The 19,975-nt window shown below is 66.7% G+C and carries 16 protein-coding genes and 1 pseudogene; 3 read left to right on the top strand and 14 right to left on the bottom strand.

Annotation, left to right across the window (positions count from 1 at the left end; translation table 11 throughout):
- Window positions 1-121 precede the first annotated feature (121 nt).
- The gene (gene lspA / locus V8Z74_RS01940; protein WP_349707636.1) at window positions 122-634 is read left to right on the top strand and encodes a signal peptidase II; all 513 of its coding nucleotides are present in this window, start codon (window positions 122-124) and stop codon (window positions 632-634) included.
- 51 nt (window positions 635-685) lie between these two features.
- On the opposite strand, the gene V8Z74_RS01935 is transcribed toward lspA, so the two are convergent.
- Window positions 686-1,417, bottom strand: a complete 732-nt coding sequence (locus V8Z74_RS01935) for a hypothetical protein (RefSeq protein ID WP_349707635.1) — start codon at window positions 1,415-1,417, stop codon at window positions 686-688.
- Between the two features lie 240 nt (window positions 1,418-1,657).
- Between V8Z74_RS01935 and V8Z74_RS01930 the strand changes: the two genes are divergently transcribed.
- A complete protein-coding gene (locus V8Z74_RS01930; RefSeq protein ID WP_066473082.1) occupies window positions 1,658-3,325 on the top strand; it encodes a Na/Pi cotransporter family protein in 1,668 nt (555 codons plus the stop codon).
- 70 nt (window positions 3,326-3,395) lie between these two features.
- Here V8Z74_RS01930 and V8Z74_RS01925 read toward each other — a convergent pair whose 3' ends face one another.
- The 13 genes and pseudogenes from V8Z74_RS01925 to V8Z74_RS01865 form a co-directional block, all read right to left on the bottom strand.
- Window positions 3,396-4,202 carry an NUDIX hydrolase gene (locus V8Z74_RS01925; RefSeq protein WP_502879419.1) on the bottom strand — a complete coding sequence of 269 codons (807 nt, stop codon included), beginning with the start codon at window positions 4,200-4,202 and terminating at the stop codon, window positions 3,396-3,398.
- Window positions 4,203-4,334: 132 nt separating this feature from the next.
- Window positions 4,335-6,977, bottom strand: coding sequence for a putative bifunctional diguanylate cyclase/phosphodiesterase (locus V8Z74_RS01920; protein ID WP_349707633.1), 2,643 nt, complete (start codon window positions 6,975-6,977; stop codon window positions 4,335-4,337).
- A 137-nt stretch (window positions 6,978-7,114) separates the two neighbouring features.
- Window positions 7,115-7,912 carry an SDR family oxidoreductase gene (locus V8Z74_RS01915; protein ID WP_349707632.1) on the bottom strand — a complete coding sequence of 266 codons (798 nt, stop codon included), beginning with the start codon at window positions 7,910-7,912 and terminating at the stop codon, window positions 7,115-7,117.
- A 198-nt stretch (window positions 7,913-8,110) separates the two neighbouring features.
- The gene (locus V8Z74_RS01910; protein ID WP_066473086.1) at window positions 8,111-9,415 is read right to left on the bottom strand and encodes a DUF3422 family protein; all 1,305 of its coding nucleotides are present in this window, start codon (window positions 9,413-9,415) and stop codon (window positions 8,111-8,113) included.
- 197 nt (window positions 9,416-9,612) lie between these two features.
- Window positions 9,613-11,123 (bottom strand): annotated as a pseudogene (locus V8Z74_RS01905) (tripartite tricarboxylate transporter permease).
- A gap of 15 nt (window positions 11,124-11,138) precedes the next feature.
- Window positions 11,139-11,627: a tripartite tricarboxylate transporter TctB family protein gene (locus V8Z74_RS01900; protein WP_066473090.1), complete on the bottom strand. Its 489-nt coding sequence runs from the start codon at window positions 11,625-11,627 to the stop codon at window positions 11,139-11,141.
- Window positions 11,628-11,773: 146 nt separating this feature from the next.
- Window positions 11,774-13,564 (bottom strand): type IV pilus assembly ATPase TfpB, encoded by a 1,791-nt coding sequence (tfpB, locus tag V8Z74_RS01895; RefSeq protein WP_349707630.1) that lies wholly within the window; start codon window positions 13,562-13,564, stop codon window positions 11,774-11,776.
- Between the two features lie 44 nt (window positions 13,565-13,608).
- On the bottom strand, window positions 13,609-14,406 hold the full coding sequence (locus tag V8Z74_RS01890) for a class I SAM-dependent methyltransferase (protein ID WP_349707629.1): 798 nt from the start codon (window positions 14,404-14,406) through the stop codon (window positions 13,609-13,611).
- A gap of 4 nt (window positions 14,407-14,410) precedes the next feature.
- Window positions 14,411-14,947 (bottom strand): DNA-deoxyinosine glycosylase, encoded by a 537-nt coding sequence (locus V8Z74_RS01885; RefSeq protein WP_349707628.1) that lies wholly within the window; start codon window positions 14,945-14,947, stop codon window positions 14,411-14,413.
- A gap of 99 nt (window positions 14,948-15,046) precedes the next feature.
- Window positions 15,047-15,880 (bottom strand): TatD family hydrolase, encoded by an 834-nt coding sequence (locus V8Z74_RS01880; RefSeq protein ID WP_349707627.1) that lies wholly within the window; start codon window positions 15,878-15,880, stop codon window positions 15,047-15,049.
- 162 nt (window positions 15,881-16,042) lie between these two features.
- Window positions 16,043-16,786 (bottom strand): lipoprotein-releasing ABC transporter ATP-binding protein LolD, encoded by a 744-nt coding sequence (gene lolD, locus V8Z74_RS01875; RefSeq protein ID WP_349707626.1) that lies wholly within the window; start codon window positions 16,784-16,786, stop codon window positions 16,043-16,045.
- A complete protein-coding gene (locus tag V8Z74_RS01870; protein WP_066473106.1) occupies window positions 16,779-18,032 on the bottom strand; it encodes a lipoprotein-releasing ABC transporter permease subunit in 1,254 nt (417 codons plus the stop codon). Before V8Z74_RS01870 ends, lolD begins: the two co-directional genes overlap by 8 nt.
- A gap of 272 nt (window positions 18,033-18,304) precedes the next feature.
- Window positions 18,305-18,808, bottom strand: a complete 504-nt coding sequence (locus V8Z74_RS01865) for a MarR family transcriptional regulator (protein WP_245633296.1) — start codon at window positions 18,806-18,808, stop codon at window positions 18,305-18,307.
- A gap of 117 nt (window positions 18,809-18,925) precedes the next feature.
- Between V8Z74_RS01865 and V8Z74_RS01860 the strand changes: the two genes are divergently transcribed.
- Complete coding sequence (locus tag V8Z74_RS01860; protein ID WP_349707625.1) at window positions 18,926-19,933, top strand: tripartite tricarboxylate transporter substrate binding protein; 1,008 nt, start codon at window positions 18,926-18,928, stop codon at window positions 19,931-19,933.
- Window positions 19,934-19,975: the final 42 nt, after the last annotated feature.

Genomic DNA, 19,975 nt, shown 5'->3' with positions numbered 1-19,975 from the left:
CAGAAAGTGAGCTGCCAGCGCTTGTCTGGCCATGATTTCAGATGCTTTTAATTTTGAAATCATTGAACAGCAAGCGCAGGCAGCTATCCTATTTTTCATGAATCATCCGACCCAAGCCGCCATGACCTCTCCAACCCCTGCACAGCCTGGCAAAGGCTCCCTCTGGCCCTGGCTGGTGTGGGCGCTGGTCATCATCGGCGTGGACCAGCTCACCAAGCAGTGGATCCTGGACAACTACCAGTACGGCAACTGGACGGCCATCACGGGCTTTTTCAACATCGTGCGCGCGCACAACACGGGCGCGGCCTTCTCCTTCCTCGCCGACGGCAGCGGCTGGCAGCGCTGGCTGTTCGTGGGCATCGGCGCGGCCGCCACGGTGCTGATCGTCTGGCAGCTCAAAAAGCATCCGGGCCAGAAGATGTTCTGCCTGGCGCTGTCCAGCATCCTGGGCGGCGCCATCGGCAATGTGGTGGACCGCCTGCAGCACGGCTACGTGGTGGACTTCCTGGACTTCTACTGGGGCGCCAGCCACTTCCCGGCCTTCAACGTGGCCGACATGGGCATCACGCTGGGCGCCATCCTGCTGATCCTCGATGAGATCCTGAGGGCCAGGCGCGCCAAGGCCGGCACGTGAACCGCGACTGCCCCCCTTCGCAAACCCCGCCGTGCCCCCAGCCGGCGGGGTTTATTCCTTGCGGCCGTAGACGGGCGCATCGGCCCAGACCAGCTGGCCGCCCTTCCAGTAGCGCACGCTCATGCCGGTGCCGGCGTCAAAACAGGTCTCGAACACCCAGTCGCCCATGGCCAGCCCATCGTGCTGCGGCGGAAACGGCTCGTCCGGCGACGGCGGCCTGCGGGCATTGAACAGCGCCGCCAGGCCGGCCTCGCACTCCTGGGCCGGCTTGCCGTCGTGTGCGGCAAAGCGGTGCGGCCTTGCCAGCTCCAGGGCGACCTGGCCGTAGACGCTCATGGCGCCCACCCACATGGCGCCGATCCGCACCGGATGGGGAAAGCGCACCTCCCTGAGGCCGCGCAGATCGGGCGGGCCATCCGCATCCCCAGCCTCGTCTTGCGGCAGGTCGCGCTGCACATGGCTGCCCGCGGGCAGCGTGACATCGCCCCAGGCCACGGGCCGCTCCAGGGTGAAAAACATCAGCCGCTCCTGCGCCGCCCGGTGCTGCTCCTGCCGGTGGTCCTGCCAGGCGATCTGCGCCAGGCCCACGGCCGTGGAAACGGGCAGCACGGACAGCAGCATGGCACCCGCCCATTGCCAGCGGCGCAGCGGCGGCCTCGGCCTGCCGCTTTGCGCGCGCCATGCGCGCCAGCCCCACCACACAAGCAGGCTGGCGCCCACCGCAAGGCTCAGCACAAGCAGCAGCCACCCGACAACGGCGGCACCCGGAACAGCAGGAATCATGGTTGGTTTTGACGGATACGGGCGCAACCCGGGGCCGCAGCGACCTGGCGCGGGTTTTGCCCCGGGATTTTTCACAGGGTTTCCCCTGGATTTTGCATAAAACCCGGGGTCGAGCCCAAAAAGATCAGAAACGAAAACTATATTTACCAAATTCGCACCTAAATGTGCGTATTGGAGCAAGTCCCACAGCGCTGAACCGGCTGCCAAGGGTATATTTGATCGCTTCCTGGTTTGCAGTACATGAAGCACTTACTGAATCTTTTAGCCGCCATCGCGCTGCTGGTCTGGGGCTCGCACATGGTGCGCACCGGCGTCCTGCGCGTCTTCGGGGCCAATCTGCGCAACATCCTGGCCCGCAGCATGAGCAACCGTTTCTCGGCCGCCATGTCGGGGCTGGGGGTGACTGCGCTGGTGCAGTCGAGCACGGCCACGTCGCTGATGACCTCGGCCTTTGTGGGCCAGGGCCTGATCACCCTGCCCTCGGCGCTGGCGGTGATGCGCGGGGCCGACGTGGGCACGGCGCTGATGGCGGTGCTGTTCTCCACCGACCTGTCCTGGCTTTCGCCGCTGTTCATCTTCGTGGGCGTGGTGCTGTTCATCACGCGCCAGGATTCCACGCCGGGCCGCATAGGCCGCGTGCTGATCGGCCTGGGGCTGATGCTGCTGGCACTGCGCCTGGTGGTCGATGCCACCGAGCCGCTGCTGCAGGCCGAGGCCGTGCGCACCCTGCTGGCCTCGGTCAGCAGCGATCTGTTCATGGAGCTGCTGCTGGGCGCGGTGCTGGCCGTGATCGCCTACTCCAGCCTGGCGGTGGTGCTGCTGATCGCCGCCATGGCGGGCTCGGGCGCGATTCCCATGGAAGTGGCGCTGGGCCTGGTGCTGGGCGCCAACCTGGGCAGCGGCCTGGTCGCGGTGCTGACCACGGCCAAGTCTGCCACGGAGGTGCGCCAGGTCACCGTGGGCAATCTGCTGTTCAAGATCATGGGCGTGGCCATCGTGGCGCCGTTCCTGGGCCTGTGGATGCGCTATGTGCACCCCCACATCCCGAATGCCGGCCAGGACGCGGTGCTGTTCCACCTGGTCTTCAATATCTTCAACAGCCTGTGCTTCATCGGCCTGACGCAGACCGTGGCGCGCTGGGTGGCGGCTTTGCTGCCCAAGCCCGAGGACGGCGGCGGCAAGGGCAATCTGCTGCGCCCGCGCCATCTGGACCCCTCCGCCCTGTCCACGCCGTCGCTGGCGATTTCCTGCGCGGTGCGCGAGGCCCTGCACCAGGCCGACGTGGTGGAGTCCATGCTCATCGGCCTGCAGAAGGTCGTGGAAACCGACGATGCCAAGCTTTCCGAAGAGGTGCGCCATCTGGAGAGCACGGTGGACGACCTGTACTCGGCCATCAAGTACTACATGACCAAGATTTCGCGCGCCGAGCTCGACGAACGCGAGGGTCAGCGCTGGACGGAAATCATCAGCTTCACGATCAACATGGAGCAGATCGGCGACATCATCGAGCGCGTGCTGCTGGACCTGGAAGACAAGAAGATCAAGAAAGGCCGCCAGTTCTCGGATGCCGGCATGCAGGAAATCAGCGAGCTCAACCAGCATCTGCTCGACAACCTGCGCCTGGCCATGAGCGTGTTCCTCAACGGCAACGCGCGCGAAGCGCAGAAGCTGCTGGAGGAAAAGGCGCGCTTTCGCGACCTGGAGCTGGCCTATTCGGCCACCCACCTGGCGCGCCTGTCGGACAACACCGTGCCCAGCATCGAGACCAGCTCGCTGCACATCGACCTGATCAGCGACCTCAAGCGCATCAACTCGCTGCTGTGCTCGGTCGCCTATCCGATCCTGGAGCAGGCCGGCGCACTGGCCCCCAGCCGCCTGCGCGAGACCCCGCTGGGCCCCAAGCTCTGAGCCTGCACCCTCGGCAAAAAAGGCCCTGCCGCATGCCACGGCAGGGCCTTTTTCATGGCGCGGCTTTTCTTTACTGCCAGCCGAAATACGCGGCCAGCACCAGCGAGGCCTCGGGCGTGAAGCGGTCCTCAAGCAGCCACTGCACGACCTCCCGGCGCTCCAGCAGCTCGAAGCCCTGCACCTCGCCGTCCTGGTTGTCGGGGCGCAGCCCCTGGGGCACGGTGACCGCGTACCAGTCGATGCGTTCGCGCATATAGCCCTGGCCTTCGGCTTCCTGGCTGGGCCGGGCGAAGTCCACATGGCCGCCATGGCGCATGTCCTGCAGGTCGCCCACGCGCAGGCCGGCTTCCTCCCAGGTCTCGCGCTCCACGGCCTGGGCCAGCGTGTCCTCGGCCGAGACCATGCCGCCCATCAAGGTATCCCATTTGCCAGGGTTGGTGGGCTTGTCGTCGGCACGCTGCTGCACCCAGATGCGGCCGTCGGCCACGGCTCCGACCAGGTGTACGGCCTGCGTGGCAATGCCCAGCGGACGCACGGCCCCGCGCTCGATGGTGGCGATCCTGCGGCCCTGGGCGTTGCATACCGCCAGCTGTTCGTTGCGCCAGGCCCCGCAATGGCCGGCCGCACGCATGGCCTGGGCCAGCCGGTTCAGGCAGCCGGTGGCATCGCCCTCGCCCTGCACCTGCCACAGCCCATGGCTCCAGTTCAGTGCCAGCCCGTTGGCCTGCAGCACATCCGCGCCCAGGCACTGGATGAATTCCTGCTCCACCGTGCCGACCACGTGGCCGCCAATACCCAGGCACTGGCGCGGCCGCAGCGGTGGCTGCTGCGCCTGCGCCAGCGCGTTGCGCAGCCACCGGTCCACAGATTGCTCCATGTGTTCCATACAACCTTTCGCCTCAAAAAACACTCAGGCCATTGTGGCGTTGCAGCGCGGCATCGCCCTGCAAGAACATGTAAATGCCTCGGATCCCCGCGCCGGCCGGCCCGTCCTGCGCCCGCCCCGGCCTCAGACTCCGGGCGGCTCCATGCGCACCGGCACGCGCGCCAGCAGCTGCTCGAACGCATGCAACGGAACGGGCGGGCTGAACAGATAGCCTTGGAAATACGCACAGCCGTAGCTGGCCAGCATGGCGCGCTGCTCCTGGGTCTCCACGCCTTCGGCAATGACCTCGAGGTTCAGGTTGCGCGCCATGCCGATGATGGTCTGCACGATCACATCGTCCGTATGCCGGTGGCCCATGTTGCGGATGAAGGATTGGTCGATCTTGAGCTGGCTCAGCGGCAGCCGCGTCAGATAGGTCAGCGAGGACTGTCCGGTGCCGAAGTCGTCCATGGAAAAGCACAGCCCCAGCGCGCGCAGCTGCTTCATGGTGGCAATGGCCTGCTCCACGTTCTCGATCACCACCGATTCGGTCAGCTCCAGCTTGAGCCGCTGCGGCGAAATGCCCGTCTCCCGCAGCACTTCCACCACGCGGGTGGCGAAGTCCTTGTGGCGGAACTGGCGGGCGCTCACATTGACCGACACCTGCAGCTGGGACAGACGCGCATCCTTTTGCCAGCGCGCCAGCTGCTCGCAGGCCGTGCGCAGCACCCACATGCCCAGCGGCACGATGATCTCGCTTTCCTCGGCCACCGCGATGAACATGCCGGGCGGCACCAGGCCGCGTTCCGGATGGCGCCAGCGCAGCAGCGCCTCGGCGCCGATGACTTCGCCGGCCAACGTGAACTGCGGCTGGTAGTGCAGCTCGAACTGCGACTGCGCCATGGCCACGCGCAAGTCCTCCTCCATGCGTACGCGCTGGTGGATCTCGACCTGCATCTGCGGATCGAAAAAGCACAGGCCGCTGCTCTTGCGGGTCTTGATCTGGTACATGGCGATGTCGGCCTGCTTGAGCAGCTCGGCCGCGGACTGCGGCTGCTGGCCGAACAGCGTGGCACCGATGCTGCAGGCGCTGCGGTGGGTATGGCCACCCAGCGTGTAAGGCTGGTTCAGGCGCGCCAGGATCTTGTCGCCGATGCGCTGTGCCGCAGTGGCGGCGGCGGCCTCGGCATAGGCCAGCTCGCAGAGCATGACCACGAATTCGTCGCCGCCCAGGCGTGCCACCGTGTCCGAGGAGCGCACGGCGCCGCGCAGGCGCTTGGCCACCTGCTGCAGCAGCTGGTCGCCCACCTCGTGCCCCAGGGTGTCGTTGAGCATCTTGAACTGGTCCAGGTCCAGGAACAGCAACGCGCCATACCAGCCTTCCCGGTAGGCCTGCTCCGTGGCCTGCGCGAGGCGATCGAGCAGCAGGCGGCGGTTGGGCAGGCCGGTCAACGCATCGTAGAAGGCCAGGCTTTCGATTTCGGCGGCCGCCAGGCGGATGTCGGTCACATCGTTGTAGGTGATCACCATGCCGCCGTCCGCCACGGGGCTGGCCTTCATCTGCACGAATTGCCCCGTGGGCAGTTGCTGCTCCACCGGCCTGTCGGGATCTGCGAGCAGCTGCTCATGCAATTTCTTGATGGCCTGCAGCTGCAGATGGCCCAGGCCTAGCTGCATGGAAAATGCCCCCAGCACATCCATCAGGGGGCGGCCGCTGACGAGTTCACGCTTCTGCCAGGGAAACATTTCCTCATAGCAGCGGTTCCACTGCAGCACCTGCCGCTGCGCATCCAGCAGCAGAAAGCCGCTGCCCATGCTGTCCAGTGCCTGGTCCAGGCGCTGCTGCGACTGCGTGGCCAGCAACTGCATGCCGCGCAGGCGCAGCAGATAGCCGCGCACGGTGGCCCACAGGGCGGCCGCCAGCAGCGCGAACACGGCAATGGCCATGCACAGCCCCAGCACCACCATGCGCCATGGGTTGGGCACCTTGTCCATGGGCAGGCTGGCCGATATCCACAACCCCTGCTTGGGCAGGCTCTGCACCGCCACCAGCGCCGGCTTGCGGCTCAGCCGTGCCACATGGCCCACGGGCGCCCGGCTCAGTGCCGGCAAGGGCTGGGTGTGCGGCTCCGGCTCCGGGACGGGCAGGGCCAGCAGAATTTCTCCGTCCTGGTTTTCCAGCGTGAATTCCACCTCTTCGAGCTCCAGCCCCCTCGTGAGCGCCGCCGCCCATTGCGCACGCGGCAAACGCATCAGCAGGTAGCGCTCGGCCCCCGCCTTGGACAGCGGCCTGAGCCAGTACAGCATGGGCTGGGGCTCCACATCCAGGGGCGCACGCAGCGGCGCGCCAGAAGCCATGGGATCGGTGAGCGACTGCCGGAGCCGCACCCACAGCGGACGCGGCACCTGGCCGTTGCGCCAGTGCTGGCGCGCGGCCACCAGCACCTTGCCCTGGCCATCCAGGATCAGCGCATCGCCCAGCAGATTGCTCTGGCGCACCATGAGGGTCATGACAGGCTGCACGTTGCCGCCCAGGGCCAGCAGCTCGTCCACGCCATGGGCAAAAATGTCCAGCGAATCGAGCTGGTGGCTGAGCGTGGCGCCGGTCCCCTGCACGATGCGGTTCAGGCGCTGCTGCGCTTCCACCTGGTCGCTGGCGCGCATGTTGACCAGCAGCCACGCGATGGCCGTGGCCGCAGTCAGCAGCAAAAGTGCCAGCAGCGCCCAGACCTTGTAGCGCACGCTCTTGGCGTGGATGGCCGAGCGCGCGTGGGCCATCAGCAGCATGTACGGCCTCCGGCCACAGGCCCGTGCATGGCGCCGCGGCACACGTCCAGATTCGGCCCTGCGCACGTCCCCCCCCAGCCGGTCCGGACTGGCCTTGCGATCCGCATTGGAACGGCGGCTGGAGGTCATACAGGCGCTCAGTAAGTGCCCGGGTAGAGCCCGCCGTCGGGCAGGATGTTCTGTCCCGTCATGTAGCCTGCATGCCGGCTGCACAGAAAGGCGCAGATGGCGCCGAACTCGTCGGCCGTGCCGAAGCGCTTGGCGGGCACCTGGGCCTGCTGCATCTCGCGCACTTCCTGCAGTGTCTTGCCGCTCTTGTTGGAGGCGGCCTGGAAGGTGCCGGCCAGCCGGTCCGTCTCGAACTTGCCCGGCAGCAGATTGTTGATGGTCACGCCCTTGGCCGCAATGGGACTGCGTGCCAGGCCGGCGACAAAGCCGGTCAGGCCGCTGCGCGCGCCGTTGGACAGGCCCAGGATGTCGATGGGCGCCTTCACCGCGCTGGAGGTGATGTTGACGATGCGGCCGAAACCGCGCGCCGCCATGCCGTCCACCGTGGCCTTGATCAGCTCGATGGGCGTGAGCATATTGGCCTCCACGGCCTTGAGCCATGCCTCGCGGTCCCATTCGCGGAAATCGCCGGGCGGCGGGCCACCGGCATTGGTGACCACGATGTCGAAATCCTTGCCCGGGCCTTGCGCCACGGAAAAGACGGCCTCACGCCCGGCCGGCGTGGTGATGTCGGCGGCCGCGCCCAGCACCTTGACCTGGGGCGCCAGAGCCTGCAGTTTGGCCACCGCCGCCTGCAGCGCATCGGCATTGCGGGCATTGATGACCACATTCACGCCTTCCTGTACCAGCGCCTTGGCGCAGCCGAAGCCCAGCCCCTTGCTTGCGCCGCATACCAGGGCCCATTTGCCCGCGATTCCCAGATCCATCTCGACTCCTTCTTGGTCATTGAAATTCCAGCGCCCTATCTTGCCTGATCAAGCGGCAGGACGGGCCCCCGATGCGGCCACAGTGGCTAATGGCGGCAGCCGCACCTCTTGCGATGTGCAGACGCTATCCAATTCGATAGCAGCCACCGCTTTCCATGCAAGCCTTCAGGGCATTTCCGGTCCATATTCCTGCAATTTTCAGTGCCGGCCGTGGAACAGCTTGTGGTGCAGGCGGCGCAGCGACCACCAGACCGAAAACGCCACGACCGGTATGGCGACCGCCGCCGTGGACTCCGGCGACCACGGCCAGCCCAGCTTCTGCGCCCCCTTGGCCAGATAGCTGATCAGGCCTGTGATGTAGTAGGTGATGGCGGCCACCGACAGGCCCTCCACCGTGGACTGCAGCTTCAGCTGCATGCCCTGGCGGTGGTTCATGGTGCCCAGCAGTTGCTGGCTGCTTTGCTGCTGCTCGATTTCCACGCGCGTGCGCAGCAGGCTGCTAACGCGCGAAACGCGCTCGGACAGCGCATTCTGGCGGCGCGTGGCCCACTCGCAGGTGGAGCGCGCGGGCGTCAGGCGCCGGTCCATGAACTCGCGTATGGTCTGTATGCCGTCCAGCCGGGTCTCCTGGATCTCCTGGATGCGCTTGTCCACCAGCTCGAAATAGGCCGAACTCGCCGAAAAGCGCGAATGCGTGGCCGCGTATTCGCTCTCCACCTGGCCGGCCAGGCGCGTGAGCCGGTCCAGCAGCGCAGGCTCGTTGTCGCGGTCCGCGGCGCGGATGGAATGCGCGAGCTCGGCCAGTTCCCGCTCGGCCGTGGCCAGCACGGATGCCGCCTTGCGTGCGGCCGGCAGCCCCAGCAGGGCCGCCATGCGATAGGTTTCGATTTCCAGCAGGCGCTGCACCAGGCGGCCCAGCCGGCGCGGCGACAGGGCCTCGCCCGCCAGCAGCAGCATGCGCGAAAAGCCGTCGGCATGGATGGCGAAATCGGTATAGATCTTGCCCGCGTCTCCGGCCACGCAGGAGCCCACCAGCGTCTCGGCCTGCAGCATGTGGCGCACCAGGTGTGCGGCATCCACGCTGTCTTCGTTGAGCACCCACAGATGCAGGCTGCTCAGGCACTGGCCGGGCAGCGCCGCCAGCCATTCATGGGGCACGGCATCGATGGCGGTCTCGGGCTCGCGCACATCGGCCACCGAGGCCTGGGCCATGGGCGTGGAAAACGTCCAGGCCACGAACTCGGTGTGCTGCTCCCAGCGCAGCCGGAAGGCGCCCAGGTCGATCAGCACATGGGTGGTGGCCGCATCCGGCAGAGGGCGGTGGTGGTTGCGCAGCAGCGCCGCCACATGCTCGCGGCTGGCCTCGCGCTGGGCCGCATCCGTGAGCATCACGATATGGGTGATAGCCAGCGGCGCCTGCATGATTTCCGCAGGCCGGGCGTGGATCTCGTTGTGCAAAAGCACCCGCTGCGGATGCTGGACAGGAAGAAGTGACAAGGGCATGGATCCTCAACAGGACCTGCGCAGGCCACGGCGCACGGCCGCCGCCTGCCAATGCGGATGCCTTGCCCGAACCCGCCTTGCGCAAGTGGTGCTCAAAAAAACTGCCGATATTGTGCCGCCGCCATGCCAGGGCGCAGGTTTCCATAAAAAAAAGCGGCCCAGACGGGCCGCTTCGAAAGACGTGGCAGGCTGAAGAATCAGTCTTCCACGAAGGCTTCTTCGCGCTTGTTCTTCACGGAGGGCAGCAGCACCACGATCAGCAGGATCACCGCAGCGATCAGCAGGCCGGCGAGATGGGACGCGTCACGAAAACGCTCCAGTCGCCACGCGACAGCAGCAGCGCACGGCGCAGGTTCTCTTCCATCATCGGGCCCAGGATGAAGCCCAGCAGCAGCGGTGCGGGTTCGGTACCCAGCTTGTGGAACACGTAGCCGATGAAGCCGAAGATACCCACCATCCACACGTCCCAGGTGTTGTTGTTGGTACCGTACACGCCGATCGCGCAGAACAGCACGATGGACGGGAACAGCCAGCGGTAGGGCACGGTCAGCAGCTTGATCCAGACGCCGATCAGCGGCAGGTTCAGGATGATCAGCATCAGGTTGCCGATCCACATCGAGGCGATCAGGCCCCAGAACAGCTCGGGGTTGCTGGTCATCACCTGGGGACCAGGCTGGATGTTGTGGATGGTCATGGCACCCACCATCAGCGCCATCACGGCGTTGGGAGGGATGCCCAGCGTCAGCAGGGGGATGAACGAGGTCTGCGAACCGGCGTTGTTGGCCGACTCGGGAGCGCACACGCCACGGATGTTGCCCTGGCCGAAGGGGACTTCGCCCGGCTTGAGCTTGGTCTTCTTCTCGATGGTGTAGGCAGCAAAGGCCGACAGCATGGCACCGCCACCGGGCAGGATGCCCAGGGCCGAGCCCAGGGCCGTGCCGCGCAGCATGGCAGGCAGCATGCGCTTGAAGTCTTCCTTGGTGGGCATCAGGCCGGTCACCTTGGCAGCGAACACTTCGCGCTCGTCTTCGGGCTGGGCCAGGTTGGCGATGATTTCGCCGTAGCCGAACACGCCCATGGCGATCACGACGAAGTCGATGCCGTCGGTCAGCTCGGGAATGTCGAAGCTGTAGCGGGCCACGCCGGAGTTCACGTCCGTGCCCACCATGCCCAGCAGCAGGCCCAGCACGATCATGGCAATGGCCTTGAGCAGCGAGCCCGAAGCCAGCACCACGGCGCCGATCAGGCCCAGGGTCATCAGCGAGAAGTATTCGGCAGGGCCGAACTTGAAGGCCACTTCGGTCAGCGGCGGCGCGAAGGCGGCCAGAATCACCGTACCCACGCAGCCGGCGAAGAACGAACCGATACCGGCCGATGCCAGCGCCGGGCCGGCCCGCCCCTTGCGCGCCATCTGGTAGCCGTCGATCACGGTCACCACGGAGGACGATTCACCGGGCAGGTTCACCAGGATGGCGGTGGTGGAGCCACCGTACTGGGCACCGTAGTAGATGCCGGCCAGCATGATCAGCGCCGCCACGGGAGGCAGTGCATAGGTGGCGGGCAGCAGCATGGCGATGGTGGCCACCGGGCCGATGCCGGGCAGCACGCCGATCAGCGTGCCCAGCAGGCAGCCGACAAAGCAGTAAATCAGGTTCTGGAACGTGAAGGCCACGCCAAAACCCGTCGACAAGTTCTGAATCAGATCCATGGACGATGCTCCTGATTAGCCCGCAATGAAGCTGGGCCACACGGGGAACTGCAGATTCAGCGCCCACACGAAGGCGACATAGCTGCCCACCGCGAGGATGGTGGACAGAATCGCCGTTTCCTTGAAGTTGAACTTATCGCCGGCCAGGCTGGCGATGAAGACCAGTGCGTAGATCGCGATCATCAGGCCGAACTGGGGAATGCCCAGGCCCGGAACGCCGACCAGCAGAATGCCGAACGCGAAGTTGGCGGCAAGAATGAAGAACACCTGTCTCCAGGCCCACTTGCCGATCTTGTCACCGCCCTCGGGGCCCTTGGCCAGGCCCGAGATGCAGATGGCTGCACCGAGGATGGACATCAGCACGCCCAGGATCAGCGGGAAGTAACCGGGACCCATGCGCGCACCGGTGCCAACGGTGTAGTTGGTTGCGCCCACCGCGAAAGCGATGCCCACAACCAAGAACATCAGACCGGAGAAAAAGTCTTTCTGGCTCTTGATTTTCACAAAACGTCTCCATACGGAAATCACGACTGGGCGATTTTCGTTTCATTACAAAGGCGTTTTGATGTGGATTCCACCTACCAAGGGCATACCCTAGGCGCGCCGACATCCAGCATTGGTGCGGCTTGCAGCCCGGCGCTCTGTCGCTTTCAGGACATCAGCGGCGTGCAGGCCAGCACTTCGGGCAAGGTGGTGAGGCCTTCTGCCACGCGCAGCACGCCGGCCAGGCGCAAGGGGCGCATACCGTCCTGCACGGCCTGCCGCCGCAGGGCATCCATGGACGGCGCGGCATGGATCTGCTGCTTGAGCGCTTCCGAGACCGTCAGCAGCTCATACAGCCCCATGCGGCCCTTGAAGCCGGTCATGCGGCACTCCTCGCAGCCCACGGGCCGGTAGGGCTGGTAGCTGCCGGACAGCTTCCAGGGCCTGACGGTCTCGGCCAGCGCCTCGGCCGAAGACGCCTCGTCGCGCTGCTTGCAGGCCGTGCACAGCGTGCGCACCAGGCGCTGGGCCAGCACCCCCAGCAGGGTGGCGTTGATCAGGTACGGCGGCACGCCCAGCTCCATCAGCCGGCTCACGGCGCTGGGCGCATCGTTGGTGTGCAGCGTGGAGAACACCAGATGCCCGGTCAGCGCGGCCTGCACCGCCATCTCGGCCGTGGCCAGGTCGCGGATTTCGCCCACCATGATGATGTCCGGGTCCTGGCGCATCAGCGCGCGCAGCCCCTCGGTGAAGCCGAAATCCAGCTGAGGCTGCACCTGGGTCTGGTTGAAGCTGGGCTCGATCATCTCGATGGGGTCCTCCACCGTGCTGACGTTGACCTCTTCGGTCGCCACGCGCTTGAGCGTGGAATACAGCGTGGTGGTCTTGCCCGAGCCCGTGGGCCCGGTCACGAGGATGATGCCGTGCGGGCGCTGCACCAGCGTTTGCCAGCGCGCCGCATCGTGCGGCGTGAAGCCCAGGCCGTCCAGGTCCTTGACCGTGTTCTCGGGGTCGAAGATGCGCATCACCATCTTCTCGCCAAAGGCCGTGGGCAGCGTGGACAGGCGCATTTCCACTTCGTCGCCGCCGGGGTTGCGCGTCTTGATGCGGCCGTCCTGCGGCCGGCGCTTTTCCACCACGTCCATGCGGCCCAGCAGCTTGATGCGCGCCACCATGGCATTGAGCACGCCCATGGGCATCTGGTAGACCGGATGCAGCACGCCGTCGATGCGAAAGCGGATCACGCCCTGCTCGCGCCGCGGCTCCAGGTGAATGTCGCTGGCGCGCTGGTCGAAGGCGTACTGCCACAGCCAGTCCACCACGCGCACCACGCCTTGGTCGTTGGCATCGAGCTGCTTGTTGCTGCGGCCCAGCTCCACCAGCTGCTCGAAGCTTGCGGCACCCGATGCGCCTCCGGCCTTTTCCGCGGCGCGCACCGATTTGGCCAGCGCAAAGAACTCGGCCGTATAGCGCTTGATGTCCAGCGGGCTCGCCACCACGCGGCGCACGCTGCAGCGGGCCTGGCGCTCCACCTCGCCGACCCAGTCATCGATGAAGGGCTCGGCCGTGGCGATCACCACTTCCTTGGCGGTGACCTGCACCGGCAGCACCTTGTGCCGCTCGGCGTAGCTGGCGCTCATCACGTCGCCGACCCGGCCCACATCCACGCGCAGCGGATCGATGCGCAGATAGGCCAGGCCGCTGCGCCGGGCCAGGTACTGCGTCAGCTCCTCGATGTCCAGCGGCTTGCCGGTCGCGGCCTGCACCACGCCCACATTGGCCAGGCGCACCAGCGGATGCTGGGCGCTTTCCGCGGAGGAACAACGCAGCACCGTGCGCTCGGCCTCGGCCGCGGCAATCACGCCGTCCTCCAGCAGCCACTGCACCAGCAGACGCCAATCCAGCGGCCCGTTATGGCGCGGCGGGGTGGCGGGCGGGAGCGGCGTGCGGGCGGTCATGGAGCGCAAGTCTAGCCGCAGACCGCGCCCGTTTTCCCGGTGCGCTACGCGGGGCCGAAGATCTTGGGCCAGCGGCCCGTGGGCAGGTCCCAGCGCGCCTGCACCGTCTGGCTGGCGGCCTGCAGCGCCGCGGCGTCCAGCGCGCGCGGCGTGCGCTGGGCCAGCACCACGGTATTGCCTTCGCGTGTGGGCCGGAAATACCACATGGCATCGCTGCCGAAGGCCTGGGCCATTTTCTCCACGCTGCGCTCGTAGCTGGAGGTGCGGCCGAACAGGTTGACGGTCATGATGCCGTCCTCGGTCAGCAGGTTTCGGCAGTCGGCATAGAACTCTGCGCTGTCCAGCACCGGCGCGGCGGCTTCGTGGTCGTACAGGTCCACGGCCAGCGCATCCACCGTGCCCTGCCACTCGGGCTTTTTGATCTCCTGGGCCGCGTCGGCCAGGATGACGCTCAGCGTGGCATTGTCGGGCGGCAGCTTGAACCAGCTGCGGCACACGGCCAGCACCTGGGGATTGAGCTCGATGGCCGTGGTGCGCATGCGCAGCTTCTTGTGGCAGAACTTGGTGATGGCGGCCGCGCCCAGGCCCAGCTGCATCGCATGGCGCCCGGCCACGGTGGCCGGGTCCATGAACAGCAGCCAGCCCATCATGCGCTGCACGTATTCGAGCTCGATCTCGAAGGGATCCCGGATGCGCATGGAGCCCTGCACCCAGGGCGTGCCCAGGTGCAGATGGCGCACCTCGCCGTCATCGGAAACGCTGACTTCGGGCAGCTCGCTCACGACGTCCGGACTGTTTTTCTGTGGGGCGGCCGTCTTGCCGCCGCGGGTTTTGCGCAGCACGTTCTTACACCAGGGAATGGGCGGCCAGGGCATCGTGCCAGGCCTGCAGTTTTTTCTCGAAGGACCAGCTCGCGTTGGCAGGGCTGGTGGAGGGCAGGCGCAGCGCTTCCAGGCCCATGGCCCGGGTCTGCTTCGCATGCTTGAAGCTTTCGCTGCCGTTGTGCAGCGCCAGCGTCAGATGGGGGCACAGGCGCCGCAGGCCGGCGATGTCGTTGGGCTGCGCGGCGCGGATGGCGCTGTCCAGGCTGCCTTCGCGCTCGCAGCTCGCATATACGTCCCACAGGCCCAGGCCGCGCGCCAACAGCCATTCGCAGCGGCCCGCATAGTCTTCGCGCGAGGGCTGAGGGTGCTGCGGCCACAGGGCCTGCATCAACCGCCAGAAATGGTTTTGCGGATGGGCATAGTACTGCTGCAACTGCAGGGAGCGCACGCCGGGAAAGCTGCCCAGCACCAGCGCGCGCGTGCGCACATCGGCCACCGGCACCAAGCCCTGCCAGCGCACCCCGGCCGCCGCAGCCGACGGAAAAGCGGAAGTCACCATGGCTCCGATTGTCGCCCAGCGGCGCTGCGGCTGCCGGCCGTGCAGGCAAAGCCCGCATTCACGAAAAAAGGAGCACGTTGCGCAATGCCGGCAAGCGTTTCAGGCGTTCTCATTCTTCCATGCCGGCAGGCCGCGCAGTGCCTGGCGCGCGTTGGCACTGGTAGCCGCGGCCAGCTGCGCAGCCTCCATGCCGCGCAGGTCTGCCACCTCGTGCGCAATGCGCGGCAGCTCGGCCGGGCTGTTGCGTCCCTGGGACAGGCCGCTGGCGCGCTGCTCGGCCGTGGTGTAGAGCCAGTGCGGCGGAATATCGGGGGCATCGGTTTCCATGACCAGCGCCTGCAGCGGCAGGCTGGCGGCCAGCTCGCGCAGCTTGTGCGCACGGTCGTAGGTCATGGCGCCGCCAAAGCCCAGCTTGAAGCCCAGGTCGATGAAGATCTGCGCCTGCTGGGCACTGCCGTTGAAGGCGTGCGCGATGCCGCCGCTCACCTTCAGCGCGCGCAGCGTCTTGAGCAGCCGGTCGCTGCTCTTGCGCACATGCAGGATGACGGGCAGCTCGAATTCGCGCGCCAGGCGGATCTGCTGCTCGTAGAACCAGATCTGGCGCTGCCGGTCGAGCCCCGGCACAAAGAAGTCAAGGCCTATCTCGCCCACCGCCACCAGGTGCGGATCCTCGCAGCGCTGCCCGAGCAGTGCCCGCAGCGCCTCGATGTCCTCCTCCTTGGCCTGGGGCGTGTAAAGCGGGTGGATGCCCAGCGCATAGCTGTCGCCATGGCGGTGCGCCAGCTCGATCACCTCGTGCCAGCTGGCCTGCTCCACGGCGGGAATGACCAGGTGCGCCACGCCGGCCGCACGCGCCGCGGCACGCACCGCATCGCGGTCGGCGCCGAATTCGGAAGCATCGAGATGGCAGTGGGTATCGATCCAGCAAGGCATGGGGTGATCATGCCACCGCCATTGATGCATGTGCTGTCAGCGCCGGCCACCTCTGGAGCTGGAAGATTTTCCCTTTCCAAGCCCGGATTTGGCTGGCGCTGCAGGCAGATGCCAGGAACTCCTCCCGGCCTGCAAATGCCCGCGAAAAGCCCTATTCAGTTTTTAGGTGCGATGCCCTTGTCCGGAGCTGTCTAGCTGGCCGCGCACCAGCCGCACCACGCGGTCGCAGCGCGCAGCCAGGCTCTCGTCGTGCGTGACCATGACGAAGGCCGTGCCATGGCTGCGCGCCAGCTCCAGCATCAGCTTGAACACGGTATCGGCCGTGCCGCGGTCCAGGTTGCCCGTGGGCTCGTCGGCCAGCACGCAGGCCGGCTGGGTGACCAGCGCGCGCGCAATGGCCACGCGCTGGCGCTCGCCGCCCGACAGCTCGGCCGGCCGGTGCAGCATGCGTTCGCCCAGCCCCACGGCGCGCAGCATGGCTGCGGCGCGGTCCATGCAGTCCAGCTTGTCGTCGCGCCGTATGCGCAGCGGCATGGCCACGTTTTCCTGGGCGCTGAATTCGGGCAGCAGGTGGTGGAACTGGTAGATGAAGCCCAGATGGCGGTTGCGCAGCATGCCCTGCTTTTGCGGGCTCAGGCGGTGCAGCGGCTGCCCCATCAGCTCCACCGAGCCCGAGCTCGGTGCATCCAGGCCGCCCAGCAGGTGCAGCAGCGTGCTCTTGCCCGAGCCCGAGGCACCCACGATGGCCAGCGTCTCGCCCGCATGCACCGAAAGGTCCACGCCCTGCAGCACGGCCACGTCCAGCCGCCCTTCGGTGAAGCGCTTGGTCAGGCCCCGGGCCTGCAGCACCTGCTGGCCCTGGGCGGCATCCATCGTCGCCATCGCGGCGGAAGAAACATCATTCATAGCGCAGTGCCTCCGCAGGGTTCACGCGGCTGGCGCGCCAGCTGGGGTAGATCGTGGCCACAAAGGACAGGATCAGCGAGATCACGGCGATCGGCACGATGTCGCGGCTTTGCGGATCGCTGGGCATCTTGCTGATGATGTAGATGTCCTTGGGCAGGAAGTTGGCGTGCAGCAGGTGTTCGATGGCCGGCACGATGACGTCGATGTTGAAGGCCACCACCAGGCCCAGCGCCAGGCCGGCCAGCGTGCCGATCACGCCCACCATGGCGCCCTGCACCACGAAGATGCTCATCACGGACGAGGGCGAGGCGCCCAGCGTGCGCAGGATGGCGATGTCGGCGCGCTTGTCCTGCACGCTCATCACCAGCGTGGATACCAGGTTGAACGCGGCCACGGCCACGATCAGCGTGAGGATGATGAACATCATGCGTTTTTCCACCTGCACGGCCGCATACCAGGTCTTGTTCTGCTGCGTCCAGTCGCGGATCAGCAGCCGGTCGCTGAGCGTGAAGGCCAGCTCCTGGGCCACGCGCGGCGCCTCGTTGAGATCCTTGAGCTTCAGGCGGATGCCGGTCGGCCCTTCGAGGCGGAATAGCCGCTCGGCATCCTGGTAATGCATCATCACCAGCGTGGAGTCGTACTCGTAGTGGCCCGAATCGAAGGTGCCGGCCACCGTCATCTGCTTGAGGCGCGGCACCACGCCGGCCGGCGTGACCTGGCCGCTGGGCGCGATCAGCGTGACCTGGTCGCCCGCGCGCACGCCCAGGGCGCGCGCCAGCTCCAGGCCCAGCACCACGTTGAACTGGCCCGGCACCAGGCGCTGGAGCACTTCGGAATTGGTGGCGGCCAGATCGGTCACCTCGCCTTCGCGCGCCGGGTCGATGCCGCGCACCAGCGCGCCCTTGATGTCCTCGCCCCGCCCCAGCAGGGCCTGTGCCGAGACAAAGGGCGCGGCGCCCACCACTTCGGGATTGCCGCGCGCTTCGCGCATGGTGCGCTCCAGGTCGGGCAGCGGCGCGCCCTGCGGCGCAAAGATTTCGACGTGCGACACCACGCTGAGCATGCGGTCGCGCACTTCTTTCTGGAAGCCGTTCATCACGCTCAGCACGATGATCAAAGCCGCCACGCCCAGCGCAATGCCCAGCATGGAGACACCCGAGATAAAGGAAATAAAGCCGTTGCGGCGCGTGGCGCGCCCTGCACGGGTGTAGCGCCAGCCTACGGCCAGTTCGTAGGGAAATTGCATGTTGCCCGCATTGTGGCATTGCCCGCAATGCCCTGCCGGCAGCCCTGCCCCAATCCGGTTTTTCTTGTGAAACCGTCCATTTCACCGCTCCGGCCCATCCGCCATCCACGTCAAAGACACCGAGCGCGAGCCTGGTCGGACCCGCCACCATGCAGCCCTTCCAGGAAAGCCTTCGGCCTGGCAGGCGAGGGCTCCATCCCCCGATCCCTGGAACGGGCGCCCCCTGCCAGAGATGCCAAGCAAGGGCCTACGCCTTCGCGGCTCAGGGGAAGTCACCTTTTTCTGCTGCGCTCCACCCGCGGCAGGTCCGCGTATCGCGGCAACTGCTCCAGCGTCAGCGCATGGGCCTGCAGCCTTGCCAGCATGGCGTCGAACTGGGCCACTTCCTCGTCGCTGAGCACCGACACCAGGTCCATGTGGATCTGGGCCATGGCCGGCAGGATGCGCCCGTACATGCGCCGGCCCTCCTCCGTCAGATGGATGGCCACGCGCCGACGGTCGCCCGGCAGCGGCTGGCGCCGCACCCAGCCTTTTTCCTCCAGGCCGCTGAGCGCGCGCGAGGTGCGCGCCCGGTCCAGCTGCGCCTTCTCCGCAAGTTCCGACGACAGCAGCCCCTCATTCATGGCCACCGTGGCCATCACGCCCCATTCGCGGCGCGTCAGCCCGAAGCGCGCCTCGCACATGCGCATGGCCACGCCGCCGGCCGCACCGAAGAAGCGGTTGATGCGAAACAGCAGCATCTGGTGGATGGTTTGCGGAACCGGTCGGGTATTCACGGGCAAGAGTTGATTTGGTCAATTGAAAGGCTGACTTCTACAGTGGGCGCTCCATTCCAGGAGACAAGCGCGACAGCGGAATTTTCCCTGCCGCGCTGCGCACAAGAGAGATTTTCCATGACCTGCCTGACCGCACATCGCCGCAGCCTTCTTCACACCAGCCTGGCCCTGCTGCTGGGCTGCAGCGCGCTTGCCGCGCATGCCCAGCCCGATGCCCCGGCCGCCGCGGCCGCCAGCTGGCCCAGCAAGCCGGTACGCCTGGTGGCCGCGTTTCCGCCGGGCGGCGCCGTGGACATTCTGGCGCGCGGCGTCGGCGAAGTGCTGCAGCGCAAAACCCGGCAGCCCTTCGTCGTCGAAAACCGCACGGGCGCCGGCGGCAACATCGGCGCCGACAACGTTGCCAAGTCACCCGCCGACGGCTACTCGATCCTGTTCGGCCTGGACACCACCTTCACCGTCAATCCGCTCATCTACAAGAGCATGCCGTTCAGGAACAGCGATCTGCGCCCGGTGATGGTGTTCGCCTCGCAAGGCATGCTGGTGTCCGTGAACCCGCAGACCGGCATCAGGACGCTGGAGCAGTTCATCGCCCGCGGCAAGGACAAAGGCCTGACGCTGGGTTCGGCCGGCTACGGCACGCCGGGCCACCTGGCGGCCAGCATCCTCACGCATGCCACGAGCGCCAAGGTCAACCACGTGCCCTACAAGGGCAATGCACCAGCGGCATTGGCCATGCTCTCGGGCGAGGTGGACGGCGGCGTCATCAGCTCCACGGCCATGCTGTCCCATGTGGCGGCCGGCAAGATCACGCCGCTGGCCGTGACCACAGCCAAACGCAACCCCTTGCTACCCAATGTGCCGTCGGTCGACGAGCTGGGCCGCAAGGAGCTGCAGCAGGAAGTGCTGTTCGCCGCCCGGGTGCCCGCCAGCATGCCCGAGCCGCTGGTGCAGAAAATCCAGGCCGGCTTCGAAAAAGCCATGAAGGATGGCGCCCTGCGCGAGCGCATGCGCGTCAACGACATGGCCTACGAAGGCCTGACCGGCGACGCGGCCGCCCAACGCATCCAGGCCCTGGCCGACCGCTATCGCAGCCTGGCCCAGGCCACGGGCCTGAAGATGGAATAAGCCGCCATCCCGCTCGCGCCTTCATTGCAAACACAAGCCTTT

The organism is Comamonas sp. w2-DMI (assembly GCF_040187735.1).
Taxonomy (GTDB): Bacteria; Pseudomonadota; Gammaproteobacteria; order Burkholderiales; family Burkholderiaceae_C; genus Comamonas; species Comamonas terrae.
This window is presented reverse-complemented; position numbering and strand designations above follow the sequence as displayed.